Genomic DNA, 26,365 nt, shown 5'->3' with positions numbered 1-26,365 from the left:
AACTACCTAGAGTTGTTCGCCATGGAAGAGATGTCGACAGACGAAGTCGCGGGCAAGGCGATCGCCCTGTATCGCTTCGCAGCGGACCAAATGACACAGAGCGAGTTGGCGGATCGGCTAGGCAAACTGGGCATCCCGACCGCCCAACAGACGATCGCCAAAATTGAGACCGGCAAACGCCCGCTGAAACTGTCCGAGGCGGTAGCGGTTGCGGAAGTTCTTGGCGTCAAGGTCGGCGACCTGTTAGATACCGATTCAGGCGTCTCAAACCTGTTCATCGGCCATCTATCCACCGAGCTAATTGACGGACTGACGAATCTAGAAACCGCCACCTGGACCTACGGCCGTGCCCGCGTCCACGCCGCCGCGCTGATAGTTCGAATGGAGCGCGAAGGACCACTCGCTGACGATGTCGCCGCGCTGAAACGACTCCTCCTGAACCGCAAGTTCAGGTATGACCTCGAATCTGAGTATGCAATCCGGACAGCGCTAGAACAGCATGACGACGAACGCACTTCCATAGTTGAGCTGTTGGGGCTTCCAGATGAGTATGCAACGACGTAACCGCCGGGCCGGCGTCGAGGACCGCTGGCGCAAGACAATTCGCGACGCGGCCGGAAACACACAGACCGTACCCAGCGCCAACGATGGCAAGGGAAAGCGTTGGCGCGCAAGGTATGTCGATGCTGCGGGCGACGAGCACTCGAAAGCGTTCGCGCGCAAGGTTGATGCACAGAAATGGCTCGATGACGTCACGTCGACGATCGTCACCGGTACCTACGTCGCGCCGGGTGCCGGCCGCGTCACCGTCGAGCAGATGCACACCCAGTGGATCGGCACGTTCGGGCATATCAAGGAGACGACGCAAGCCTCGCGCGAATCGGCGTGGAACGCGCACGTGAAGGATCGGTGGGCCGACGTCGAGGTCGCCGAGATCCAAACGTCGGTGGTCCGCTCGTGGGTTCAGGACATGCGCGATGCCGGCGCGAACCCGGCGACGATCGAGAACGCGCTCGGTGTCCTGCGGATGATTCTTGAACTGGCAGTTGAGGATCGGCGGATACCGCGTAACCCATGTCATGGGGTGAAGGCGCCGCGGCGTGAACACACGAAGCGGGCCTACCTCACTCACGGCCAAGTCGAACTGCTCGCCGTCGCGGCCGGCAGATACGCGACCGTGATCCGGTTCCTCGCGTATACCGGGCTGCGGTACGGCGAGATGGCTGCACTGCGCATCGGCGACTTCGACATGCTGCGACGCCGGCTGAACGTCCGTCAGTCGGTCACCGAGGTGAAAGGCAAGCTCGTGTGGTCGTCGCCGAAGAATCACGAGCGCCGATCGGTGCCGTTCCCGAAGTTCCTCGCCGACGAACTCGCCGCGCTGATGGTCGACAAGGGCAGAGACGACCTGGTGTTCACCGCACCGGGGGGTGGCGTGCTGCGACTGGCGACGTTCCGCACCAGGACGTTCAACAAGGCGATCGCGACGCTCCGTCCGCTCGACGACGACGGGAACCTCGTCGGCGACTTCCGAAGGCCACAATCCACGATCTACGGCACACCGCGGCGTCGTTGTCGATCAGTGCCGGCGCGAACGTGAAGGCCGTTCAGACGATGCTGGGGCACGCGTCGGCGGCGCTCACGCTGGACACCTACGCCGACCTGTTTCCGGACGATCTGGAGCGTGTTGCGGACGCTCTCGACGCCGCTCGCAAATCTGCTGCGGACGCACTGCGGACGGCGGCCTCGACTGCGGACGTCGCACCACAGATACGAGGAAGCCCCCGACCGGATCCCGGTCAGGGGCCTCAACTGCTTCTCAACCAAAGCGTCGGGGTGGCGGGATTCGAACCCACGACCTCTTCGTCCCGAACGAAGCGCGCTACCAAGCTGCGCCACACCCCGTGTGTAGCGTGGACTAGATTACCGTACTCCCGCGCGTACATTAAATCGGCTGGTCAGGGCGATTTCCGCGCGGTAATCACCGCGTCGGCTCAGAGTGTCTCCGACGGCATCCGCCCGTCTGCGATCGCGGCGACCAACGCCGCGTGGTCGCCGACGTTGAGTTCCGCGTAACCCATCGCGAAGTCTGCGATGGCATCGTCGAATTCCTTTGTGCGCCCGACGTACTCGGCGATCGCATGCCGCTGCGCGGTGCGCGCGTGGGCTTGTGCCAGCGTTCGGCCGCACAGCTTCGCATACATCTCCAGCCCGGCCGGTTCCAGCGCTTCGATGACCACCGATCCTTTGCCGTCCCGCAACTGGCGCACGTAGAAGTCGCGCACCACGCCATCCGGGTCGACGCCGGACTGCCACCCGAGAAACACATCGCTGGCCGCCTGCATCATCCGCTGCCCTTCGACCACACGACGCCCCTGGTTGTCGTAGACCGGACCGTCGGGCACGTGCTTCGCCAGCACCGACTGCTGCGCCTCCTTCATCTGCAGGAAGAGCGGATCAGTCAGATCGCGACCGAGCAGTAGCGCGATCCACGCGCGGGTCCCGACACTTCCCACTCCGACGACCTTGCGCGCGGCCTCCTCGAACGTATATTGCGCAAACAGCTCACGAGTATTGTGCGGCAACGATTCTCGATACTCGGCCAGCCGATCGGTGAGTTGGTGGTCGACGAGTTCGCCCGCGGCGTCGCCCAGCAGTTCGTGCAGCGGCACCAGCAGTGGCGGGTCGCTGCGAATGTGCGCGACGCCGTCGACGATGACACACAATTTCGACAGCGCGTGCACACTGTCGCGGTGCCGCGCCTTCTCCAGTCCCTTGCGGGTGCGCTCGACGGCTGCGGTGTCGAGCTTCTCCCCCAACTCGGCAAGAACCTGGTCGGTGTCGATGCGCGCATACCAGCACTCCAGCGTCGACTTGCCGACGCTGCGCGCAATCGACTTGCGGTATGCGCGCGCGACACGCTTGGCGACTTTGCGCGCTTCGGCATCGTCGAAGCCGTCTTCACGCGCCGCGACGACGAAACTCGCCGCGAGCCGTTTGACGTCCCACTCGAACGGTCCGGGATAGGTCTCGTCGAAGTCGTTGAGGTCGAAGACCATTCGACGTTCCGGCGTGAAGTACATGCCGAAGTTGGACAGGTGGGCATCGCCGCACAGCTGGGTGCGAATACCCGAATTCGGTGTCGCCGCAAGGTCGGCGGCCATCACCGCGGCCGCACCCCGGTAGAAGGTGAACGGTGTCGCGGCCATTCGCGCATTGCGCACCGGAACGAGATCGGGCAGGCGGCTCGCGGCCTGTTCGCTGAGGATGGCCAACGCATCGGTCCGCGACGACGCCGCGGGCACCTCGGCGAGTTCGGCGAGTGTTGCTGGCAATGAATCCTCCTGGGAGACGGCGCTTCTCACGAATCTACCGGTAGGCGAGAACCATCACGCCGGCGCCACATCCACAGTCTCTGCCGGTGTGAACATCCGATGATCCTCGGCAAACAGAGAGTATTCCAGCCCGTCCACACATTCGGACCATAACGGTGCCGGCCCACACAGCGCCCCCATGCTCGGGCCCGCGTCGATCACGAATCCCGCCCGATTCAGGTAGTGAGTGATTGCACCGCACTCACCGTGGCCATCAGTTCGATGTCCTGACTGTCGCATCCGCGCGAAAGGTCGTTCAGCGGAGCACCGATCCCCTGCAGAATCGGCCCGATCGCGGTCGCTGCACCGAGTCGCTGAGCGATCTTGTAGCCGATATTGCCCGCATCGAGGTTGGGGAACACCAACACGTTCGCCCGCCCGGCGGCAACGGACCCGGGTGCCTTGGCGGAAGCGATCTCTTCAACCAGAGCGGAATCGAATTGCAGGTCGCCGTCCACTTGCAAGTCCGGTGTACTCGCCCGAAGCATCTCGGTGGCTGTTCGTACCCGATCCACGCGCGGGTGCTTCGCGCTGCCCCAGGTACTGAACGAGAGCATCGCCACCACGGGTGTCTCGCCCGTCAGCTGAAGGTGAGTGGTGCTGGCGGCCAATGCGATATCCGCGAGCTGTGCTGGACCGGGGTCCGGGACTACCGCGCAATCGGAGAAGGTGAGACTGCGCCCGTCCGGCAGCACCATCAAGAACGCACTCGACAGGGTTCGGATACCCGGAGAGAGTCCGATGACCCGAAGACCGGCCCGCAGAACATCCGCGGTCGCCCGAGTGGCACCGGAAACACATCCGTGAAGGTGTCCTGCTCGGACGGCCGCCGCGGCCAGAAAGACTGCGTCGCGCGAGGCCGCCGCCCGTTCATCGGGCGAGCGCTGCGCCAGCCGATCGTGGATCAGTGCGCGGATCACCTCGTCGGCCGCCAGGCTCTCGATGTCGAGCACAAGGTCGTCGACCTGCCCTATCCCCGCCTCGTCGGCAGTCCGGAGAATGACGTCCGGGCGTCCGACAAGGCGGGGAATCACCAGGTCCTGCAGGCGGAGGCGGTGCGCCGCTGCGATTGCTCGGACGTCCTCGCCGTCACTCAGGCCGATGACTCGCCGTGTTCCCTGCAGCGCCTGATGCCATTGCCCGGTCAGCGCCGCCGGACCAATCGCGGTGCTCGTCATTGCAGCGGCGAATTGGGCTCTATCGCCTTCTCGACGTCGGTCAGCATGGCATCGATCCCGTGTAGCAACTCTCCGAGAACCTCGTCGTCGGCGACCAGAGGCGGAGACACCATCAGCATCGTTGCGCCCCGATCGTCGCCGCGCAGGATCACCTTCGTGCGCTTGAACGACTCCGGCAGCACCTCGCGTAAGACGACACGGGCCTCAGCCTCGGTGAGATCACGTCCGGAGTTGTTGTCGGCCATCAATTCGATCGCGTAGAAGAAGCCCGTCCCACGCACGTCCTTCACGCATCGGTGTGCATCTCGCAACGAATCGAGTGCCGCCTTGATCTTCGGGCCACGCTCGACAACGTTGTCGAGCACCTTCTCGTCTCGCATAGCAGTGATATTGGCGACGGCGACGGCGGTGGACACCGGATGTCCGCCCCAGGTGGCGCCGTGGGTGAAGACGCCGCCCTTTGACGAGCCGTACAGATCGTGGACCAATGACTCGCGTGCGATCATCCCGCCGAGTGGCGCGTAACCAGATGTCGATCCTTTGGCGAAGGTGATGATGTCCGGCACGACACCTGTGACGCCGTGGCCGAAGAAGTGGCCGAGCCGGCCGAACGAGCAGATCACTTCGTCGGAGACCAACAGGATCCCATACCGGTCGCAGATCGACCGGACCTCTTGCCAGTAGCCGTCCGGTGCAACCAACGCGCCACGCCCGTTCTGCACCGGCTCGGCGAACAAGGCCGCGATCGTCTCCGGCCCCTCTTCGAGAATGACTTGCTCAATCGCCTCAATACACGGCAGTTCACTCGCCGGTCCACAATCACCGACGTAGCCCAGCGTGTTCGGCACACAACGTACCCCGGGTAGCAGTGGCCCGAACGGCGCTTTGATGGTGGGCAATTGCGTAACCGACAGCGCACCCATTGTCGTGCCGTGATATGCGAACTCCCGGCTGATGATCTTGGTGCGCTCCGGCTGGCCCTGGCTCAAATGGTACTGACGAGAGAATTTGATTGCGGTCTCGGCGGCCTCCGATCCCGAATTGACGAAGAACGTGGTATTCAAATCGCCCGGTGCCAGTTCGGCGATCAGACTGGCCGCTTCGATAGCGGGCGGATGTGCCATTCCCCAGTTCGATGCGTAGGCGAGCGTGCCGATCTGATCGCTGGCAGCTTGGGCGACGTCGGCGCGACCGTGACCCATGTTCACACAGAACAGCCCAGCCAGGCCGTCGAGGTACCGGTCGCCCTCGGTATCGACGAGATAGCAGCCGTCGCCTCGGACGAATACTGGAAATTCGCTATCCCACGACTCCTTACGCGTGAAATGCGGTCCAAGGTGCCGGCGGGCGCGTGCCCTCAGCTCGTCTCCGTTCACTGCTACCTCCTTCAGAATTCTTGCTTGTCAACGAAGGTAACTTGAGTTCGCAGCGGAAGTTAGAGCCAGATACGCCCGTCCTAATAGATCCAGTCTGGACCTATTGGGTGCGCCTCTTCTGGCTCTTTTCGAACGACTTCTGGACCCCCCATGATGCATGCACCGCGACGATGCGCAATCTAGGAGGTTCGATGAGGATCGGTATCCCCAAGGAAGTCAAGACCCACGAGTACCGCGTGGCGGCGACCCCGGCCGGCGTCCACGAGCTGACGTCGCTCGGTCACACCGTCGTCGTCGAAAGCGGCGCCGGCGTGGGCTCCTCCATCTCCGATGAGGAGTATCTGGCGGCCGGCGCGAAGATCATCGATGACGCCGACACGGTCTGGTCGACAGCGGAACTGGTCCTGAAGGTGAAAGAACCAGTCGCCGAGGAGTACCACCGACTGCACTCGGGCATGACGCTGTTCACCTACCTGCACCTGGCCGCCAGCGCGGCGTGCACCAGCGCATTGCTGGCATCCGGCGCCAACTCGATCGCATATGAGACCGTGCAGGGCCCCGACGGTGGATTGCCGCTGCTGTTCCCGATGAGTGAGGTGGCCGGGCGACTCGCCCCGCTGGTGGGCGCGCAGTGCCTGACTCGTCCGGCCGGCGGTCGAGGTGTGTTGCTCGGTGGTGTCTCCGGTGTCAAACCGGCGCGAGTGGTGGTCATCGGTGCCGGTGTGTCCGGCATGAATGCGGTCGCGGTAGCGGCCGGCACCTGGGCGGATGTCGTACTGTTCGACAAGAACATCGACAAACTGCGCGCCGCGGATCGCATGTACCAGGGCAGAATCCGTACGCTGGCCGCTAATCAGTATTCGATCGAACAAGAGATGATCGAAGCCGACCTGGCGATCGGGGCGGTGCTGGTCCCGGGTGCCAAGGCTCCCAAGATCGTGTCGAATTCACTGGTATCCCGGATGAAACCCGGCAGCGTACTCGTGGATATCGCTGTCGATCAGGGCGGGTGTTTCGAAGACACCCGACCGACGACACACGCCGATCCGACGTTCCAGGTACATGATTCCATCTTCTACTGCGTGGCGAACATGCCCGGCGCGGTGCCCCATACCTCCACTCATGCACTCACGAACGTAACCTTGCCCTATGCCGTTCAACTGGCGGAGAAGGGCTTCGCCGGAGCGGTTAAGGACAGCGCCGCCCTACGTGCCGGAGTCAGCACCGTCGCCGGCAGACTCACTTGCGAGGCCGTCGGCGCCGCACACGGCATAGCGGCAGTCCCCGTCGCGGAAGCACTCGAAATGGGGTAGGTCCCGGGCGAATCTCCGTATGCTGGTACCCCTCGACGCTGCAGAGGAAGGTCGATTGCGACACACACTCATCGGGATCGACAGAAACGCCGACGACCCGCTCTATCGGCAGGTACGTCGGGCCATCGAGCATGCGATATCGTCGGGAATCTTCGACGCGCAGCATCGATTGCCGAGTTCTCGTGAACTCGCGATCGCCTTGGCGGTGTCGCGCAATACCGTCAATATGGCGTATCAGGAATTGATCGCGGAGGGCTACGTTCGAAGCCACGAACGTTCCGGGATGTTTGTGAATCCCGGAATGTTCAGTATGTCGGCAACGGAGAATCGCGCCACGGTCCCGCATATCGACTGGTCGGCACGCATCCGATCGCGTGCCGACATCGATATCCCGGAAATCGAGAAGACTCACGATTGGTATCGATATCCGTATCCGTTCGTCGTCGGCCAGGTCGACGTCCGGAGTTTCCCCGCGCAAGCCTGGGTGCGCCACCTCCGGGACGCACTCGATCCGCCACACGCCTATGCGAGTCTGCAGGACTCCGTCGCCACCGATGACCCCATGCTCGTCAATGCGATCCGGCAGGAATTGTTGCTGTCCCGGGGCGTCGAGGCGAGCCCAGACGAAATTCTGGTGACGGTCGGCTCGCAGCACGGCTTAGACCTGGTCAGCCGAGTGCTGCTCGGACCCGATCGCCAGGTTGCGGTTGAGAATCCCGGCTATCTGGACGCCCGGCACATATTCGTTCGGACGGGGGCGACAGTCACCGGCGTCGACGTCGACGAATACGGACTCCGGCCGCCCGAGACTCTGGCGGGCACGGATCTGCTATACGTCACACCGAGCCACCACCATCCGACCAATGTCACCCTCAGCATCGATCGTCGACGCCGTCTGCTCGCGCTGAGCGGGGAGTCGGGCACTGTCGTTGTCGAGGACGACTACGACAGTGAGTTCCGGTATCAGGGCAGCCCGAGCCCAGCCCTCAAGGCGCTCGACGACACCGGCGACATTGTCTATCTGGGTACATTCTCGAAATTCCTGGCTCCCGGCCTACGCGTCGGCTATCTGGTCGGTCCACCAGATCTGGTGCGTGAACTGCGTGATGTCAGGCGGTATGGAATACGTCACCCACCCGGGCATATCCAGCGCGCACTCGCACTGTTCATCGACAGCGGAAATTACAGTAGAGCCCTCCGTCACCATCGGACCAAGATGAAACGAAAATGGGAACAGACGGTTGCCGCAGTGGGTGAGTTTCTACCATTCGACACCGGTTCTTTTCCTCCCGGCGGCGTGAGCCTGTGGGTTACTGGACCACCCGAGCTCGACTGCGAAGAATTGGCTGTCCTCGCACGACACCGGGGCGTACTGATCGAGCGTGGCGATATCTTCTATATGCAGGACAAACCACCGCGCAACACATTCCGGATCGGTTACGGCGCTATCGCGCTACGATCCATTGCGCCCGGAATCAAAGTGCTGGGTGACTGCTGCGCCGAATTGCTCGGACACTCGGGCAGGTAGTCGAGGCGAGAGTGAAAAACAAGTCCATTACCGACAAGATCCAATTGGCCGTGCTCGATATGGCCGGCACCACCGTAGCCGACGACGGCCTCGTAATCAGCGCCTTCGACGCGGCGGCCACCGCCGTGGGCATCCCGGAAGTCGGACCGCAACGAGACGAGGCCCGACGCTACGTACTCGACACCATGGGCCAATCGAAGATCATCGTCTTCCGCGCTCTCCTCGGCTCGCACGCGGCGGCACTGCAGGCCAACACGGCCTTTGAGGATGCCTACGCGCGGCTCATCGCCGACGGCCTGGCCACGCCCATCGACGGTGCCGCCGAGGCGATTTCGAAGCTCCGCGACCACGGCATACGCGTAGCGCTGACCACTGGGTTCAGCCCACGAACCCAGGCTGCGCTGATCGCCGCGCTCGGCTGGCAGTCGCTGGCCGATCTCGTTCTCGCGCCCGTCGACGGCATGCGGGGACGCCCCTACCCGGACATGATTCTCACCGCACTCATGCGCCTGCAGATCGACGGTGTGCACAATGTCGCAGTACTCGGCGACACCGCGGTCGACGTCGAAACCGCACGGCGGGCCGGCGCGAAGATCGCCGCCGGGACGCTCACCGGTGCCCACGACGAAGCACAACTGATCGCCGCGGGAGCGACTGATGTCGTCAGTTCGGTCGTCGAATTCACTGACCTACTCATAGCGCACAACGAATAGTCACATCGATCGGTCCACTCCGCTGGTTGAGCCGGGCCGAAGCGCAAGCGAAGGCCCGTGTCGAAACCACCCAACCCGACAATGCCACCGCACCAAACACCCAGCGACAGTAGACAATTCGCCTCACCGTGGTTTCGACACGCTCGTCGCTAACGCTCCTCACGGCTCAACCGGCGGAGGGGCCCACCGCCGTACACTCTACTGGTTGAGCCGGGCCGAAGCGCTAGCGAAGGCCGCCCACTCCGCTGGTTGAGCCGGGCCGAAGCGCTAGCGAAGGCCCGTGTCGAAACCACGCAACCCGACAATGCCAACGCACCAAACACCCAGCGACAGTCGGCAACTCGCCTCGCCGTGGTTTCGACACGCTCGTCGCTCACGCTCCTCACGGCTCAACCAGCGGAAGGGCCCACCGCCGTACACCCCGCTGGTTGAGCCGGGCCGAAGCGCTAGCGAAGGCCCGTGTCGAAACCACGCAACCCGACAATGCCAACGCACCAAACACCCAGCGACAGTTGGCAATTCATCTCACCGTGGTTTCGACGCGGGCGCGTCTCGCTGCGCTCGTCGGGCCCGGCTCAACCAGCGGGGGTGGCGCGACTCGCTGCGCTCGCTCAGCACGGCTCGTCGGGCCCGGCTCAACCAGCGGAGGAGGCGCCTCGCTGCGACGTCGAGGACCTCTTCCTGTGCGTAGATGCGCGCCTTGCCGGTAAGCCGACAGTGCCCGGCCACCGGATCTATCGTGGTCGGGCACTTCGTCGGTACAGCAATCCGTAGTCGGTACAGCTATACGTAGTCTTTGTACTTGTCGAGCAGTCGAACGGGCTTCGACAGCGCGTCTCGCCGGAAGGGGTCTCCCAGTTCTCGCGTGCACATGATTTCGATGACGGTGGTCTTACCCTCGTTCATCTGCGCGTCGATCGCCCGGGTCAAAGCCGGTCCGACCTCCTCGAGCTTGTCCACCACAACGCCCTGGGCGCCCATCGCCGTGGCGATACCGGCGAATGATTCGCTCTCCAACTCGCCCGCGACAAACCGGCGGTCGTAGAAGTCCACCTGGTTCTTCTTCTCCGCGCCCCATTGACGATTGTGGAAGACGATCGAGGTGACCGGGATGTCGTGGCGCACCGCGGTCATGATCTCGCTCATGCTCATCCCCCAGGCGCCGTCACCGGCGTACGAGACAGCGGGACGCTCGGGAGCGGCGGCCTTGGCGCCGATGATCGTCGGCAGCGCGTACCCGCAGTTGCCGAAGCTCATCGGCGCGAGGAAGCTCCGCGGGCGCTCGAAGCGAAGGTAGCTGTTGGCGACGGAGTTGATGTTGCCGATGTCGGTCGACACCATCACGTCGGCCGGCATCGCCTTCTCGAGCTCGCGCAGCACTTGCCGCGGGTGCAGCCAATTGCCCTCTTCCCCTTCGGCTTCGGCGATCATGTCGAGGCTGAACGGATCACGTTCGTGGGTCCACTCGTCGAGTTCGGATTCCCAGGCGTCCTTTTCGCTCTGGATGGTCGCGGCGCGCTCGGCCGTCGTCGAATCGCTGACCAGTTCGCGGTCGGCGAGCCGCTCGACGAGGGCCACCGCGGCCGCCTTCGCATCGCCGCAGATTCCGACGTGGATCTTCTTCACCAAACCGAGCATCTTGTGGTCGGCGTCGATCTGGACGATCTTGGCGTTCTTGGGCCAGTAGTCCATGCCGTGCTGCGGCAGGGTGCCGAAAGGCCCGAGCCGGGTGCCCAACGCGATGACGACGTCGGCCTGCGAGATCAACTTCATCGCGGCCTTCGACCCCTGGTATCCGAGGGGGCCGGTCCACAGCGGGTGGCTGGCGGGGAATGAGTCGTTGTGCAGGTAGCTGTTGACCACGGGCGCGCCGAGTCGTTCGGCGAGAGCCTTGCATTCTTCGACGGCGTCGGCCATGACCACGCCACCTCCGGACACGATCACCGGGAATTCGGCTTCGGCGATCAACGCTGCGGCGGCATCGAGGCTGCTGCTGCCGCCTGGGCCGCGATCGAGTCGGCTGGGCTGCGGAATTTCGGTCTCGATCTCACCGTAGAAGTGGTCGCGCGGAATGTTGAGCTGCGTCGGGCCCATCTCCGACATCGCCCGGTCGAAGCACCGCCCGGTGTACTCGGCCATCCGGCGCGGATTGTTCACGTGCCCTTGGTATTTCGTAAATTCCTGGAACATCGGCAGCTGGTTGGCCTCCTGAAAGCCGCCGAGGCCGGTGCCCATGGTGCCCGCTTCGGGAGTGACGATGACGACCGGGCTGTGCGCCCAGAACGCCGCGGCGATCGCGGTGACGCAGTTGCTGATGCCTGGTCCGTTCTGCCCGATCACGACACCGTGCCGGTTGCTGACCCGCGCATAGCCATCCGCCATATGGGCCGCGCCCTGCTCGTGTACGACCGGCACGAGTCTGATGCCCGCCGGAGCGAAGATGTCCATCGCGTCCATGAAGGCCGACCCCATGATGCCGAACATGTCGGTGACGCCGTTTGCCACCAGCGTCTCGACGAACGCTTCGGACGGGGTCATTCGGGTAACCCCCTGCACGGCGGCGTGTGCGTCTCGATCCTGTGTGGCCATGTGTTCCTCCTCGACCGACATATAGCCGTATGTTAAAATTGCATACGAATTGTTCCAGTATTCGGAATGCGAGGCTAGATTATCGACCAAAGGTCGGTCAGTCAAGAGTCTGATCCGGTTTTTGAGTACAATTGGTCTCGCTTTCTGGAATATGACCGTCCCGGAGGTCAACAGGTGAGGAGCCGACTGTTGAGGAAGAGTGATGTCTGAAGTTGACCGCATCGATGACAGACAGGTACCCGCTGGCGAGCTGTCCGGGGATACCCCCGCCCTGAGGCTGTTCGGGCTGCTCGAGCTGATCGCGACGAAGGACCAGTTGTTCACTCTGCAGGGCCTGGTGGAAGAAACCGGTATCCCCAAACCGACGCTGCACCGGATGTTGCAACAGCTTGAGAGTGGCGGCCTGCTGGTCCGCGAACACAACGGCAGGTTCTATGGCGTCGGCGGCCGCTTGCGGCGGATGGCCGAGAACCTGCTGATCAATGACACCCACCACGGCGCGCGGCACGCTGTCTTGCGCAACTTGGTCGACGACTTGGGCGAGACGTGCAACGTGACCACCCTATCCGGCGACGAAATCGTCTACCTTGATCGCGTCGAGACACCCGAACCGTTGCGGATCACCTTGCGCCCGGGCTCGCGGGTCCCGGTTCACTGTTCGGCGAGCGGCAAGATCATCCTCGCCCAATTCTCTCCAGCTCAGCGTCGGCGCCTCCTGGAGGCCGCACCGCTCAAACGCTTCACCCCGAAGACGGTCACCGACGTCGACCGCCTCGACGACGACCTCAAACAGATCCGACGCGACGGCTATGCGATCGACGACGAGGAGTTTCTCTCCGGACTGGTGTGTGTGGCAGTCCTGGTTCCGACTGCGGTAGGACTGTCGAACATCGCCGTCGCGGTACAGGCGCCGATGATCCGGCTGACCCCGGACAAGGCATTGAAACTGCTGCCGGCACTCAATCGGGCGGCAGCGGCGATCGGCCAACTGGAGGACGCAGTCGTCGACGACGCGCTCGCAGCGGAGGTGGACGCATGACTCGAATGGTGCCCGCCGCCGATCTCTTCGGCTTCCACACCGATTTTCGGGTGCCGGTCTTCGACGAATCAGACGAGCATGTTCCCGAGGTCGATCCGGCTTACCAGTTCGACAAGTCCGTCACCATGGCATTGCTCGCGGGTTTCACGCGCAATCGTCGCGTCCTCATCCAAGGACTGCACGGCACCGGCAAGTCCAGCCACATCGAACAGGTCGCAGCTCGATTGAACTGGCCGTGCGTCCGAGTCAACCTCGACGGTCAGCTCACGCGAATGGATCTGATCGGACGTGACGTCGTGACCCTGCGCGATGGGAAACAGGTCACCCAGTTTCAGGAGGGCATCCTCCCGTGGGCCATCCAGCGACCCGTGGCACTGACACTGGACGAGTACGACGCCGGGCGCCCGGATGTGATGTTCGTGATCCAGCGCATCCTCGAACATGGCGGGAAGCTCACCCTGCTCGACCAGAACCGGGTCATCACCCCGCATCCGTGGTTTCGGATGTTCGCCACCGCGAACACCGTCGGACTCGGCAATCTCAACGGCATGTACCACGGTGCACAGCGACTCAACCATGCACAGATCGACCGGTGGAACATCGTCGCCTCACTCGATCATCTTCCGCCGGACGTGGAGTGCACGATCGTGTCGGCCCGAGCACCTGACCTCGACGGTTCGGTGATCAGCGCCATGGTTGCGGTAGCGAACCTGACCCGTAACGGCTTCCGCGTCGGTGACCTCTCCACCCTGATGTCGCCACGCACCGTGATCACCTGGGCGGAGAATGTCGACATCTTCGACGACGTCGGGCTCGCCTTCGCGCTGTCGTTCGTCAACAAGTGCGACGACGCCGAGCGGCCGATAGTGGCCGAATACTTCCAGCGATGCTTCGACCGCGAGTTGGACCAGCCGTCGACACACGTCGCATGAGCAAGGATGCCGCAGCGGTCCGACGCGAACAGCGCATCCGCGAGCTTCGCGCGTCCTCGATCCGGGCGCTGAGCGGACATCGCGGCGTCGTCTTCCGCGGGACGGACCTCTACGACTCGCGGCGTCGAATACCCGTGTCGGTAGCGCACCTGAACCCTCCATCCGAACGCGGTGCCGCCGACGCCGTGGCGCTGCGCTTGCTCTACACCGATCCCGAGGTTCATCGGGAACTGTTGCCGGAGCACCACGTCGAACGGCTGGTGTTCGAGATGCTCGAACAGTTCCGCGTCGAGTCGCTCGTTCCGCCGGAATGGGCTGGGGTTCGCCGCAACGTCGGCGATCGGTTTCGGCAGTGGGCCGTCGAGTTTGAAGCTTCCCCCTCGGCCGAAACGGCGTCGGGTCTGCTGCTGTACGCCCTGTCTCAAGTCAGCCGCTCCCGCATCACCGCCGAGCCGATCGATGAGATCACCCAGGGGGTGATCGAGCAGACGCGATTCGACATGCTCACGCCGTTCGGCGCGAGCCTGGCCGACCTGCGTAGGAACCGGCATTCCCAACGACGCTTCGGCGCGATCGCTCGGCAGGTGGCCGCCGATATTGCGGATCTGCCGCTGTTACAGGTCGAATCCGATCCCACGTCGACCACCGTCAGTGGGATCCGCTGGTTGATCGACCTCGATTCCGACGACGTCGAGGCCGACCCGAACGCAGTCGCCACCGGTTCGAACCGCAAACCGACGTCGGCCGGAAGCGACTATCACGTTTTCACCCGGGCCTACGACGAAGTTCGACTGATGTCGGCGCTCGTTCGTGCCGAGTTGCTAGTGGAGTATCGGCAGCGAATCGACGCACTGGCACAGGCCGGCGGTGTCAGCCCCCGCCTCCTCGGGCGCCAACTGGCGCGACTGTTCGCCGCGCCCCATGCCGAGAGCTCCGAGGGCGGCCATCAAGCCGGTCATCTCGACGCTCGTCGACTACCCCAGCTGGTGACCAGCTTCAACGAACGCAACATCTTTCGCGTGCCGCAGCAGGTGCCGCGGTCCGACGGCGCGGTGACCTTTCTCGTGGACTGCTCGGGTTCGATGAAGGCCTACAGCGAGTCGGTCGCGGTCCTGCTCGATCTTTTCTCCCGAGCTTTCGATCTCGCCGATATCGACTGCGAGATACTCGGTTTCACCACGGCCGCATGGAACGGTGGTCGCACACGTAAGGATTGGATGCGCTCCGGTCGGCCGGCGAATCCGGGACGGCTCAACGAGATTCGCCATCTGGTGATCAAAGATGCGGACACGCCGTGGCGGTCGGCAAAGCTCTCGATCGCCGGCCTGTTGAAACTCGACCTGTATCGAGAGGGCGTCGACGGTGAGGCGATCGAGTGGGCGTGCGCCAGGCTCACCAGCCGCGAGCGACGCCGCCGAGTTCTCGTCGTCATCTCCGACGGCAGTCCGATGGACGGCGCTACGTCGCTGGCCAACGGAGATCAATTCCTGCACCGGCACCTGCAGGACGTTCTTTCCCGCGAACGGAGCGTCGCGATCGCCGCCATCGGTGTCGGCGTCGATCTCAGCCTCTATTACGACCATTGCACCGCGGTCGATCTCACCGACGGCGTGAACCGGTCGGTGACCCGTGCGGTGTTGTCGACGATCACGAAGGCGGTGGTCGGGTAGCCCTGACTACCCGACCACCGCACTTCGATCGATCGCCTACTTCTTGCTCGCCTACTTCTTGCTCGACGACTTCTTGCTCGCCTTCTTACTCGGCGACTTCTTCCGCTCCGACTTCTTGGATTTCCGTTCCCGAGGCACGATCATCACCGGCACCGGAGAGTGCCGGAGAATCTTCGACGCCACTGAGCCGAGAAACACCTGGGACATCGGCCCGGCCGCACCCGATCCGAGGACCAGCAGGTCGCCCGCCTCCCAGGTGACGCCGCCGATGGCTTCGGTCCAGTCCGATCCCGCCCCCACCACGACGTCCAGTTTCGGAATATCCACCTTCTTGCGAGCCGCTTTGAGCTGCTTCAGAGCCGCGTCCATGTTCCGCTGGACCCACTGGCCGACCACGAGACGCTCAGCCGAGGGTTCGACCGAACCGCCGAAGGCGTTGAGCGGGCGCACCGTGAACGACGCGATGCGCATGCCGACCTTCCACTGTTCGGCCAGTTCGGCGCAGGTGGTGATCAGCCCGACCGTGTCCGCCGCACCACCGTAGGCCGCGGTCAGTCGTTCGACCGGTCGTTGACTCCTCGGGTAGCCGCGCGGCGCGATCACCACCGGAACCGACGCCGTGTGGACCAGGCGGTCGGTGACACTACCCAGTGCCACCTTGCCGAGTAGACCCGACGACGACGATCCGATCACGACCGCGCTGGCCTGGTACTTCTTCGCCAGTTGCATCAGGCCGCGGGGGATCGATTTCGACTGATGGACCACCACCTCGATGTCGCAATCGTCACGCACCGACTCGACGACGTGCTCGAGTGATTGTGTCGCCCGGGTGATCACATGCTGCTGGAACTCATCCTCGAATCGATCGATCCCGACGGGCAGAAACCGTTCGACGACCACCGCGGCGATGACCTTCTCCCCGGTTGTCCGCGCGAGTTGCATGGCCAAGTGCAGGGGCGCCCGGCCCTGTCGACTGGAACTGAAACCGGCAATGATCGTCATCAGACCGGTTCCGCAGTGGGTACGCGGGACACGACGTGGGTGATCGGCAATTGATGTTCGGCGCGAGCACGGTCGACCAGATCGAACCTATTCCACGTCGATTCCTCGGGAGGCAGTGTGGAGATCACGATCTGGTCCGGGTGGAAAGTGTCCACCGCGGCGGCCAGTGCGCGGAACGGCCGGTAGTCGCCCAACGCGCCATCGGCTTCGAAATTCTGCGAACGTAGAGTCTCCAGGGTGTGGTCGAGTCGTTCCTTGGCGACTCGCTCGGTGGCCTCGGTGATATCCAATGGTCCGTGAACGGCCGCGGCTCCGGTTTCCACCGGACTCGCCGGAACGACCACATAGTAAGTGGCAGCGCGATCGGCACCGATACGACGCAACTCGTCGAGCAATTCGGTGGATTGAACCGTCTGATTCGCCAGCACCAATACGCGGTTCGGCCGCTCGGTCGAAGACACGCCCTCCACGGTCGGACGAGTGCTCAGATACCACTTGTTGGCCAGATACATCAGGATGATGAAGGCCCAGGCGCCGAGGCTCAAGATCAATTGAATACGAGTGTCGGAGTCCATTCCCATCTGCACGAGGACGTACCCGATGCCGGCCACGGTGAGGATCGACAGCACCGGGAATCCCCACATCTTGAGTTTGAGTTCGGAAGCCGGTGTTCGGTATCGAAGCACAATCTGCGAAATCCCGATCAGCAGATAGACGAACAGAGCGATCGAACCGGCGGAATTCATGATGAAATTGAAGATCTTATCCGGCGATATCGCTGCCGCCACAACGCACAGCAGGCCGACGATCGACGAGACGAGAATGGCGACCATCGGGACACCACGCTTGGTCACCGACACGAACTGCGGCGGCGCCTCACGACGAGCCGCGAGCACGAACAGCATGCGCGACGCGGTGTACATCCCGGAGTTCAAGCAGCTCAGCACCGCGGTGAGCACCACCGCATTCATGATGTGGTCGGCGTACGGGATGCCCATCTTGCCGAATGCCGCGACGAACGGCGACGATCCCGCGACATTTTCATTCCACGGGAGAATCACCGCGAGGAGGAACGTCGAGCCGACGAAGAACACTGCGATACGTGCGATGACAGAGTTCGCCGCCTTGGCCACCGCCTTCTCCGGATCCTCGGATTCGGCCGCGGCGATGGTCGCGATTTCCGCACCGACCATGGACAGAATCGTGGCTACCACGCCAACCGTCAGAGCTGTCGGCCCCAGCGGAAACAGTCCGCCGTGGCTGGTCAGGTTGGAGAAGCTCATTTGCTTATGCGGCCATATCCCGAAAACAAAGAGTGTGCCCAGGACAATGAACCCGATAATGGCGGCGACCTTGATACCGGCGAACCAATACTCGAACTCACCGAAGGACGCGACCGAAAACATGTTGGTCGCGGTCATCGCAACCAACAAGATCAACGACAGCACCCAGAGTGGAATGCTCGGAATCCAGAATGAGATGATCTTCGCGCCCGCGACCGCTTCGAATCCGACGATCGTCACCCACATGTACCAGTACAGCCAACCGACGGAGAAGCCCGCCCAGTTCCCCATGGCACGGCGCGAATAGTCGGCGAACGAGCCGGTGGATGGATTGGCGACCGCCATCTCGGCCAGCATGCGCATGACCATGATGACCAACACGCCAGACATCGCGTACGTGATGAACGCACCCGGGCCGGTATCCAGGATCACCACGCTAGAGCCGACGAACAGTCCCGCGCCGATAACGCCGCCGATGGCGATCATCTTCAGCTGACGCTGACTGAGCGACTTCTTGAGTTCCGGACCTGCGCCCATGGACATTCCTCCAGTTCAACCAGACCGCCGGACCAGGCCAGGCGGTGTGACATCGATCACCTAAGCTGTGGTACACAGACTAGGAATAGATCGACAGATCACCTAGCGCCAGATTCCCCATTACGCCTGGTACCAGATGGGTCCGCACGCCATGCTGCTATACCGGCGACCACGGCGGAAGAAGACCGTCGCACAGTTCACAGAAGCGTAACGGCCGGATCGGTGCAGTACGCGATACCTACTGGTACGAGATGAACCATGGCGCCGGGGCCACTCGCATGGTCTCCGCCGGAGTGAACATCGGGTGGTCTTCGGTGTAGAAATTCTTCCAGCCCATCCACACGTTGGGCGGCAGGTCGGTGGTCAGTCGACGCCACGTCCCCATCTTCACCGGCGGAGTGCCGTGACCGTCGGCGTGAATCACCGTCGCGAGCTCGGGATGGCTGGTGTCGATGGTGTTGCGGTCGGCGAGCATATCCGAATCGAACTCGTGCAGCACGAATGCCTTCTGCGGCAATCCGTTGTCGCGCACCAATGTTGCCAGCCAATCGGCGGTGCGATTGACTTCCGCTGCCGACACCGAACCGATCTGGGCCAGATGCACCTGGTTGGGTTTGAGTCGCCACTCGGAGTCGAGGGCGAGACCCACATGGGGAAGTTTGAGAAGGCTCTCGTACATCTTGGCCTGCCGAAGGAAGTCCATGCGTCCCGGCTGAAGGTCGAGCGTCACATAGATGCCCGCTTTGCCCGCGGCCTCCACCCACGGCCGGATGACGGCCGGATCGATGATCGACGTGTAGTAATCGCCCGGCCCCGGCGACGCCGACGCCACCGTCGCGATGATCTCGAAAGCCGGCACCACTTTGACCGGGCTGACCGAATCGTATTCGGCGGCAACCTTTCTCGCCCGGTCGATGGTCTGGTCGAGCCCCTGTCGGCCGAGCGGCCCCAGCGACGGCGACCCGGGCGATCCGTACAGGGCCACGAGTCGACGCCCGGGGAATATCGTGTAGCCGCCGCCCGGCAGTTCGGGCGCGGCACGCGCAACAGTGACACGTTGGGAAAGCAGTGTCGCAGTGCCGAACTCGCCGCCGACGCCGAGTACGTGCGCATTCGGATGCGCCTTGAGCAGCTCCATCGCCGACGTGCTGTCACGCGGATTTCCGGTCGGCGACGACGCACCGAATGCGCCGGCCGCCGCGATCGTCGCGAGTGCGCCTTCGGTCTCGGCGGCGACCAACACGACGTCCGGATTCGCCCCGACCGTCGAATCCGCTTGCTGTGCAGCAGATTCCGGCACGACGGTCAGCCCAAGCGCATTGCCGCCCGCCGGCATCACCGCATCGTGGGCGCCGAGCCGAGTCAGTTCGTCGCGGACCGGCCCCGCGGTTCCGGCGTCGACGGTGAACATCGGGATGTGCCGACGCCGCGCGATCTGTCCGGCGGCCTGCGCTGCCGCGTTGTCGGCCGAGGCCGAGATGAGCACGACAGTCGGTGCGCGCGAGAACAATTCACGACTCACGAGCACCGAATCGGGCACGTCGGGAGCGCCGTAAACGACGCGAGTCGCGGCGTCGGACGAGGAGGCGGTCGACGTCGCAGCGGCGGGCGCGGCGTCGAAGCGGTTGGACGAGGCGGCGAGAACCGCCGCGACGACGACGATCAACCCGACGACCGCCATCACCGTGCGGGATCGAGTCCACCGTCTACGACCACTCGCCATCACCGTCGATCGAACCTCCACATCTCACGCCCGGTATGTCCACCACCAACGGCACACAACGTACCAGCCGAGCGGCCCGATCATCGACGGTCGGACTGGGGAGTGTCCCTATTACCCTCCATCGCGTCGCAGCAAGAGCAGTGTGTCCAGTTCGGCGGCGATCCGCCCGGCGTCGGGACCGGTGAGCCGCCTGAGCGGCACACGGGAAATGCCTTGAGTGCGCCGCTCGACGCGATAGACGATCGTCGCCGTCGCTGCGACGAGCGGGATCAGGATGCTGAGGATGATCACGGTTGTCATGGCACTAACTGTGCTCCCGCGAATATTCTGCCACCAGTGGCTGAATCGACAATGTTGGCAAAGAATCTGCCATACTGTGTTCATGCTCCGCACCGTCGCCGCCGTCCTACAGCCGCATGTCGCGATGTTCGAATACGGCGTGGTGCACGAGGTCTTCGGGATCGACCGCACCTCCGACGGCGTTCCTCCGTTCGAGTTCCTGGTCTGCGGCCCCACCGCTGGCGTCGCCCTCGACGGTGGACACGGCCTGCAGGTGGTCCCGCCGTACGACTACTCGGCGGCCGAGACCGCCGATCTCGTCGCCATTCCGGCGGGCAGCACCGACGGCGACTACGACCCCGCCGCGCTTGCCGCCATCCGCTCGGCGGTCGACCGCGGCGCACGGATCCTCACCGTATGCACGGGCGCCTTTCTCGCGGCGGCCGCCGGTGTTCTCGACGGTCGACGCTGTGCCACCCACTGGCGCTACGGCGACGATCTCGCGACCAGGTACCCGGCGCTCACCGTCGACACCGACGTCCTGTTCGTCGACGACGGACCCGTGACCAGTAGCGCGGGGACCGCGGCGGGCATCGACGCCGCGCTGCACATCGTCCGCCAGGAGTTCGGCCCCGACGTCGCCAACCGCATCGCACGGCGGATGGTCGTGGCGCCGCATCGCGACGGCGGGCAGCGACAGTATGTCGAAGCACCCGTACCGACCTGTGATTCCGACGGTTTCGGCGCGACGCTGGCCTGGATGATCGAGAACCTCGACGCCGACATCGCCGTCAACGACCTCGCCCGGCGCGCCCACCTGTCACCGCGCACATTCGCCCGGCGTTTCGTCGACGAGGTGGGCGTGTCACCGCACCGCTGGCTCACCGAGCAGCGCGTGCTGCACGCACAACGACTGCTCGAATCCACCACGATCACCGTCGACGACGTGGCCAAACGCTGCGGATTCGGCTCGGCGACGCTGCTGCGTCACCACTTCAGCAGCATGGTCGGGGTATCGCCGGGCAACTACCGACAGCGATTCACCGGGCGCTAGCAGCGGTGATCCAGCGGCGCGGATTCTCGCTGGGACATGCCCAGTCAGTCCTTGCCGACTGCGTCGCCGGGTGGAGCGTCACGCGCGGTATCGATCGACTCGAAATCATCGACGACGCCGGCGGTCGCCGAGTCGTCCGACCGTACGTCGACGTCCCGTACCTCGACGTCCTGCGCCTCGACCTCTTGCGTCTCTACCTCGTCGAACGACACGCGTGGTGTCGCGACGGTGTGATAGATCGCCAGACCCGTATTCACCGCGGCGGCGACCCCGAAGACAATGGCGAACGCCCCGGTCAGCACATACGCCGTCGTAGCCAGACCGCCGCGCAGCGGTGACACCGCGAGCGCCCCGGCGACCGCCAGAATCAGCCCCAACAACGACCACGCCGCGCCACGCACCCGGGGTCCGACGACGCTCACGTAGAACAGCCGACGGTAGACACCCGTTTCGAACTCGTCCACGGCGGCCAGTCGCACCGGATCGGCCCCAGCCGCGCCCCGCAGATCTGCCGACAATCCCAGGTCGACGCGAAGCCGCGCCGACTCGTGCGCGCGATATCGCACGAATCCGATGATCGCGGCGGTCGCCGCAATCAGCCCCAGCCCCATCGAGAATGCCCATAGGTTCACATCGGCCACCGTACCGGTCAGCGGTGAACCTGTTACACCTACGTCTCGTTTCGGGTTGCTGCCAGCATCGACTGCAGTCCGAGGATCAGTGCGTCGAGACCGGCGTCGAAGGCGCGGTCGGCGCGCGACTGCGTCGACCGCGTTGCGTCGGCAGCCACCGCGCCGGCGAGCGCGCCGTACTCGGCCGTCAGTTCGCCCGCGTCGAAGACATCGCCTGGAGCGTTGGCGTCGAGCGCCGATCCGAGAACAAAAGATTCGACGGCGACGACCGCGGACAGGATCGTCGATTCGGGCCATCCGGCGGCGGCGAACCCGGCGATCACGGTGTCATACATCGCGAGGACGGCACGCGAGTCGGTCACCGGCATCACCGCGTACATCGGCACGAGGTCGGGATGTCCGGCAAATGCGTCACGCGCCGAGCGAGCCCAGCGTCGAACGCCGCCCTCCCAGCTCAGCCCGTCAAAACCGGCATAGTCGACGCCGTGGATGAGGTGGTCCTGTACGTAGATGAGCAGTTCCCGCTTGGAGCCGACGTGGTTGTAGATCGCCGACGGCGCGACGCCCAGCGAGTCCGCGAGAGCCGCGATGGTGAGTCCCTTCGGCCCGCGCTCGGCGAGCAGTTCCATCGCCTCGGCGACGATCTTCGCACGAGACAGCACTTTCTTGCGCGGGCGACCAGCACGCCGAACCGACCCCACACCGCTCTCATCAGTGCTTGGATTCACATCAGCTCCCTTGTGTAATCGCCCACACAAGGTTAGCCTATAAATGAATGAAGTTCATTTAATGCAGCGGCGAGTCACCTCCGAAGCCAACCTCATTCTCTGCACCCCCCGGCACCGACAGGAGATCCCATGTCCACCTACGCAGTCACCAACCCCGCAACCGGCGAGGTCGTGGCCACCTACCCGACCGCGACCGACGGCGAGATCGCCGACGCGATCAGCGCGGCGGCAGGCGCAGCGCAATGGGTTCGGTCCACGACGGTCGCCGAGCGCGCGGCGTTGATTCGCAAGGTGGGGCAGCTGCACACCGAACGGCGTGACGAGCTCGCCGACATCATCGTCCGCGAGATGGGCAAGCCCAAGGAGGAGTCGCTCGGCGAGGTCGACTTCTGCGTAGCCATCTACGACTACTACGCCGACAACGCCGAGGCCTTCCTCGCCGACGAGCCCGTCGAGCTGCTCGACGGCACCGGCAGCGCCTTCATCACCCGCGGCCCGATCGGCGTGCTGCTGGGCATCATGCCGTGGAACTTCCCGTACTACCAGGTCGCCCGCTTCGCCGGCCCCAACCTCATCGTGGGCAACACCATCCTGCTCAAGCACGCCCCGCAGTGCCCCGAGTCGGCCGCCGCGCTGGAGAAGATCTTCCTCGACGCCGGGTTCCCCGTCGGCGCCTACGTCGACATCCGCGCCACGAACGATCAGGCCGCGACGATCATCGCCGATCCCCGCGTCGCCGCCGTGTCACTGACCGGTTCCGAGCGCGCCGGAGCAGCCGTCGCCGAGGTCGCCGGACGCAATCTCAAGAAGTGCGTGCTCGAACTCGGCGGATCTGACCCGTTCATCCTCTTCTCCTCCGCCGACCTCGACGCCACCGTCGACTCCGCCGTCGCCGCCCGCCTCGACAACACCGGGCAGGCCTGCAACGCGGCCAAGCGGTTCATCGTCGCCGACGACGTCTACGACGCCTTCCTGGAGAAGTTCACCGCCAAGATGCTCGCCGCGGGCGACGGCATCGCGCCGCTGTCGTCGGAGCGCGCCGCCGAAGGCCTCGAGGCGCAGGTACAGAACGCCGTCGCCCAGGGTGCCGAACTGGCCAGTTCCGGCCCCCGCAACGGTGCATTCTTCCCGCCCGCCGTGCTGACCAACGTCCAGCCGGGCACCGATGCCTACCACCAGGAGCTGTTCGGACCGGTCGCCATCGTCCACCGCGTCGCCGACGAGGCGCAGGCCGTGTCCGTCGCCAACGACACCCCGTTCGGGCTCGGCTCCTACATCTTCACCACCGATCCCGAGCAGGCGCAGCGCGTCGCCCAGCAGATCGAAGCCGGCATGGTGTTCATCAACGGCGTCGGCGCCGAGGGCGCTGAGCTGCCCTTCGGTGGCATCAAGCGCTCGGGCTTCGGCCGCGAGCTGGGCCGGTTCGGCATCGAAGAATTCATCAACAAGAAGATGATCCGCACCGTCAGCTGATCATTACGACAATCGCCTCGACCCGGTGACGATGACCGTGCGGCAACTCGCCGCCCGCACCAAATTGGGACTGTCCATCGTCGCCGGGTCGTCGGGCGCCGGGCGGACGGTCAGCTGGGCCCACGCCATCGAACTGCTCGACCCGACCCCCTGGCTCTCCGGCGGCGAGTTGGTCATGACCACCGGCATCGCATTGCCCGACGACGTTGCGGGACAACGTGATTACGTCTACCGCCTCGCCGACGCCGGGGTCGCGGCACTCGCCATCGACACCGGCACCACCCTGCGCGACATCCCGCAGGCCATCATCGACGCCGCCGACGACCGCGACTTCACGGTCCTTCGCGTGCCGGCCCAGACCCCGTTCATCGCGGTATCCCGCACCGTCATCGACGACCTCGCCGCCGACCAACTGCGTACCGTGCAAGAGGTGGTCGACGGTCAGGAATTGTTGGCCCGCGCAGCGGCACGCGGTGGCCTCACCGTACTGGTGGAAACACTCAGTAATCGACTGGCCGCGAGCGTGTGCGTCGTCGACCGTTCGGGCGGCCAGATCGCCCGGTCCGGCGAGTTGACCGATCTTCGACGCCGGGTGGTCGAACGACTCGACGCCGAGAGCGGCCGCATCGGTGGAGCACGTGTGCTCGCCGAAGACCGTTGGATCATCACCATCAATCCGCTGCCCGCCACCGGCGATCCGCACGGTTACCTCGCCGTGGCATCGCCCACTGCGCTCGACGCCGCCGGGCGCCTACTCGTCGGCCACGCGGTGTCCCTGCTGTCGCTGGAGATGGCCAAACCGACCGGTATTCTCGACGCCGAATCACGTTTGCGCACAGCAGCTCTCGCATTGCTCCGGTCGGGCGGCGAGCTCGATCGCCGACTGTCGCAGCAGTTGGGCTTCCCCAATGACCCGCAGGTCGTCGTCGTGTTCGTCGCGGCCGGCGCATTGTCGGCAGATGTGGTCCGTGAGGTGATCCAGCGGCCGGTGGACACCGCAGGCGACCCGTACCTGCTCGAGACCTTGGACGACGGTGTGGCCCTGGTGGTTTCGTCTGACGCGGCCGACCGGATCAGTGCTGCGACGGCCGACGCCGCGCAACGCGGTCTGAGCCGTCGGGTACGGATCGGCATCAGTCGCCCGACGATGTTGTCGACGGTGCGGACCGTCGTCGGGCAAGCTCGCGCGGCAGCCCACGCGCGTGACGAAGTGGGGGCCCGCCCCGCCCACATCGACGACATCGGCACTCTCGCATTGCTTCTCGGCCAGCCCGCCGAGTCACGGTCGGCGCTGATCACGTCCAGCGGGCTGCAGTCGTTGATCGACTACGACGCCGCCAACGCAACTACGCTGGTGACCACCCTGCACGCCTACCTACGATACGGCGGCCAATGGGACACCTCCGCCAATTCCCTTGGCATTCATCGCCATACGATGAGAAATCGCATTCGCAAGATCAGCGAGGTAACCGGCCACGACGTCGACGACGCCCAGCACCGATCGGAGTTGTGGTTGGCACTGCAGGCGCGAGAATTGGAGTAGGGGCTGGCCGCCTCCCGCTCGCTCTCCGCACATCGAGTGCCGCACCCCTCCCCGCCCACCGAGCGCACCCCTCCCCGCTCATCGAGTGCCGAAGCGAGGCACGAGCTTCGGTGTAACGAGATGCCGCAACCCGAACTCACCAACGCAACCAGAGCACCGCACCCCACCCACCGAGCGCACCCCTCCCGCTCATCGAGTGCCGAAGCGAGGCACGAGCTTCGGTGTAACGAGATGCCGCAACCCGAACTCCCCGCCCACCGAGCGCACCTTCCCCGCTCATCGAGTGCCGAAGCGAGGCACGAGCTTCGGTGTAACGAGATGCCGCAACCCGAACTCCCCAACGCAACCAACCGGGCGTCCCGCACACCAGAGCACCGCACCCCACCCACCGAGCGCACC

The 26,365-nt window shown here is 64.4% G+C and carries 20 protein-coding genes, 1 tRNA gene and 2 pseudogenes; 12 read left to right on the top strand and 11 right to left on the bottom strand.

Features of this window, described 5'->3' with window-relative positions:
* Nucleotides 1–21: 21 nt before the first annotated feature.
* From HH308_RS18040 to HH308_RS30470, 3 genes and pseudogenes are all read left to right on the top strand, one after another.
* Complete coding sequence (locus tag HH308_RS18040) at nucleotides 22–564, top strand: helix-turn-helix transcriptional regulator (protein WP_170195624.1); 543 nt, start codon at nucleotides 22–24, stop codon at nucleotides 562–564.
* Nucleotides 545–1,423 (top strand): annotated as a pseudogene (locus HH308_RS30475) (tyrosine-type recombinase/integrase); the annotation flags it as partial. The gene HH308_RS18040 and the pseudogene HH308_RS30475, both read left to right, overlap by 20 nt.
* A pseudogene (locus HH308_RS30470) lies at nucleotides 1,309–1,605 on the top strand (hypothetical protein); the annotation flags it as partial. The pseudogenes HH308_RS30475 and HH308_RS30470, both read left to right, overlap by 115 nt.
* 226 nt (nucleotides 1,606–1,831) lie before the next feature.
* On the opposite strand, the gene HH308_RS18030 reads toward HH308_RS30470, so the two are convergent.
* From HH308_RS18030 to HH308_RS18015, 4 genes are all read right to left on the bottom strand, one after another.
* A tRNA-Pro gene (locus tag HH308_RS18030) sits at nucleotides 1,832–1,905 on the bottom strand.
* Between the two features lie 89 nt (nucleotides 1,906–1,994).
* Nucleotides 1,995–3,335: a DUF2252 domain-containing protein gene (locus tag HH308_RS18025; RefSeq protein ID WP_170195623.1), complete on the bottom strand. Its 1,341-nt coding sequence runs from the start codon at nucleotides 3,333–3,335 to the stop codon at nucleotides 1,995–1,997.
* 215 nt (nucleotides 3,336–3,550) lie between these two features.
* The gene (locus HH308_RS18020; RefSeq protein WP_170195622.1) at nucleotides 3,551–4,552 is read right to left on the bottom strand and encodes a phosphotransacetylase; all 1,002 of its coding nucleotides are present in this window, start codon (nucleotides 4,550–4,552) and stop codon (nucleotides 3,551–3,553) included.
* The gene (locus HH308_RS18015; RefSeq protein ID WP_170195621.1) at nucleotides 4,549–5,928 is read right to left on the bottom strand and encodes an aspartate aminotransferase family protein; all 1,380 of its coding nucleotides are present in this window, start codon (nucleotides 5,926–5,928) and stop codon (nucleotides 4,549–4,551) included. The genes HH308_RS18020 and HH308_RS18015 overlap by 4 nt, the downstream gene beginning before the upstream one ends.
* A gap of 191 nt (nucleotides 5,929–6,119) precedes the next feature.
* Here HH308_RS18015 and ald point away from each other — a divergent pair, with 191 nt between their 5' ends.
* The 3 genes from ald to HH308_RS18000 are packed head-to-tail and all read left to right on the top strand — an operon-like array spanning nucleotide 6,120 to nucleotide 9,482.
* Entirely contained in the window at nucleotides 6,120–7,241 is a 1,122-nt protein-coding gene (ald, locus tag HH308_RS18010) for an alanine dehydrogenase (RefSeq protein ID WP_170195620.1), read from the top strand.
* A gap of 55 nt (nucleotides 7,242–7,296) precedes the next feature.
* Nucleotides 7,297–8,769 (top strand): MocR-like pyridoxine biosynthesis transcription factor PdxR, encoded by a 1,473-nt coding sequence (gene pdxR, locus HH308_RS18005; protein WP_170195619.1) that lies wholly within the window; start codon nucleotides 7,297–7,299, stop codon nucleotides 8,767–8,769.
* An 11-nt stretch (nucleotides 8,770–8,780) separates the two neighbouring features.
* Nucleotides 8,781–9,482, top strand: coding sequence for a phosphonatase-like hydrolase (locus HH308_RS18000; protein WP_376767231.1), 702 nt, complete (start codon nucleotides 8,781–8,783; stop codon nucleotides 9,480–9,482).
* Nucleotides 9,483–10,265: 783 nt separating this feature from the next.
* Here HH308_RS18000 and xsc read toward each other — a convergent pair.
* Nucleotides 10,266–12,071, bottom strand: a complete 1,806-nt coding sequence (xsc, locus tag HH308_RS17995) for a sulfoacetaldehyde acetyltransferase (RefSeq protein ID WP_170195618.1) — start codon at nucleotides 12,069–12,071, stop codon at nucleotides 10,266–10,268.
* Between the two features lie 202 nt (nucleotides 12,072–12,273).
* Here xsc and HH308_RS17990 point away from each other — a divergent pair, with 202 nt between their 5' ends.
* The 3 genes from HH308_RS17990 to HH308_RS17980 are packed head-to-tail and all read left to right on the top strand — an operon-like array spanning nucleotide 12,274 to nucleotide 15,712.
* Nucleotides 12,274–13,110 carry an IclR family transcriptional regulator gene (locus HH308_RS17990; RefSeq protein WP_170195617.1) on the top strand — a complete coding sequence of 279 codons (837 nt, stop codon included), beginning with the start codon at nucleotides 12,274–12,276 and terminating at the stop codon, nucleotides 13,108–13,110.
* Nucleotides 13,107–14,042, top strand: a complete 936-nt coding sequence (locus HH308_RS17985; RefSeq protein WP_170195616.1) for an AAA family ATPase — start codon at nucleotides 13,107–13,109, stop codon at nucleotides 14,040–14,042. The genes HH308_RS17990 and HH308_RS17985 overlap by 4 nt, the downstream gene beginning before the upstream one ends.
* Entirely contained in the window at nucleotides 14,039–15,712 is a 1,674-nt protein-coding gene (locus HH308_RS17980; protein WP_170195615.1) for a cobaltochelatase CobT-related protein, read from the top strand. Before HH308_RS17985 ends, HH308_RS17980 begins: the two co-directional genes overlap by 4 nt.
* 51 nt (nucleotides 15,713–15,763) lie before the next feature.
* Here HH308_RS17980 and HH308_RS17975 read toward each other — a convergent pair whose 3' ends face one another.
* The 4 genes from HH308_RS17975 to HH308_RS17960 all read right to left on the bottom strand — a co-directional run bounded on the left by HH308_RS17975 (nucleotide 15,764) and on the right by HH308_RS17960 (nucleotide 20,557).
* On the bottom strand, nucleotides 15,764–16,714 hold the full coding sequence (locus tag HH308_RS17975) for a universal stress protein (protein WP_170195614.1): 951 nt from the start codon (nucleotides 16,712–16,714) through the stop codon (nucleotides 15,764–15,766).
* Nucleotides 16,714–18,534, bottom strand: coding sequence for an amino acid permease (locus HH308_RS17970; protein WP_170195613.1), 1,821 nt, complete (start codon nucleotides 18,532–18,534; stop codon nucleotides 16,714–16,716). Before HH308_RS17970 ends, HH308_RS17975 begins: the two co-directional genes overlap by 1 nt.
* A 238-nt stretch (nucleotides 18,535–18,772) precedes the next feature.
* The gene (locus HH308_RS17965; protein WP_170195612.1) at nucleotides 18,773–20,257 is read right to left on the bottom strand and encodes a hypothetical protein; all 1,485 of its coding nucleotides are present in this window, start codon (nucleotides 20,255–20,257) and stop codon (nucleotides 18,773–18,775) included.
* 111 nt (nucleotides 20,258–20,368) lie between these two features.
* Nucleotides 20,369–20,557, bottom strand: coding sequence for a hypothetical protein (locus tag HH308_RS17960; RefSeq protein WP_170195611.1), 189 nt, complete (start codon nucleotides 20,555–20,557; stop codon nucleotides 20,369–20,371).
* A gap of 82 nt (nucleotides 20,558–20,639) precedes the next feature.
* On the opposite strand from HH308_RS17960, the gene HH308_RS17955 reads away from it, so the two are divergent.
* Complete coding sequence (locus tag HH308_RS17955; RefSeq protein ID WP_170195610.1) at nucleotides 20,640–21,590, top strand: GlxA family transcriptional regulator; 951 nt, start codon at nucleotides 20,640–20,642, stop codon at nucleotides 21,588–21,590.
* Between the two features lie 44 nt (nucleotides 21,591–21,634).
* On the opposite strand, the gene HH308_RS17950 is transcribed toward HH308_RS17955, so the two are convergent.
* Both HH308_RS17950 and HH308_RS17945 read right to left on the bottom strand, forming a co-directional pair.
* Nucleotides 21,635–22,222 carry a hypothetical protein gene (locus HH308_RS17950; RefSeq protein WP_211188587.1) on the bottom strand — a complete coding sequence of 196 codons (588 nt, stop codon included), beginning with the start codon at nucleotides 22,220–22,222 and terminating at the stop codon, nucleotides 21,635–21,637.
* Between the two features lie 38 nt (nucleotides 22,223–22,260).
* The gene (locus tag HH308_RS17945) at nucleotides 22,261–22,950 is read right to left on the bottom strand and encodes a TetR/AcrR family transcriptional regulator (RefSeq protein ID WP_312870678.1); all 690 of its coding nucleotides are present in this window, start codon (nucleotides 22,948–22,950) and stop codon (nucleotides 22,261–22,263) included.
* A gap of 129 nt (nucleotides 22,951–23,079) precedes the next feature.
* Between HH308_RS17945 and HH308_RS17940 the strand changes: the two genes are divergently transcribed.
* Nucleotides 23,080–24,423: an NAD-dependent succinate-semialdehyde dehydrogenase gene (locus HH308_RS17940; protein WP_170195609.1), complete on the top strand. Its 1,344-nt coding sequence runs from the start codon at nucleotides 23,080–23,082 to the stop codon at nucleotides 24,421–24,423.
* 31 nt (nucleotides 24,424–24,454) lie between these two features.
* Nucleotides 24,455–25,966, top strand: coding sequence for a PucR family transcriptional regulator (locus tag HH308_RS17935; protein ID WP_246284693.1), 1,512 nt, complete (start codon nucleotides 24,455–24,457; stop codon nucleotides 25,964–25,966).
* Nucleotides 25,967–26,365: the final 399 nt, after the last annotated feature.

Origin of the sequence: Gordonia asplenii, assembly GCF_012933505.1 — a bacterium.
Classification (GTDB): Bacteria; Actinomycetota; Actinomycetes; order Mycobacteriales; family Mycobacteriaceae; genus Gordonia; species Gordonia asplenii.
This window is presented reverse-complemented; position numbering and strand designations above follow the sequence as displayed.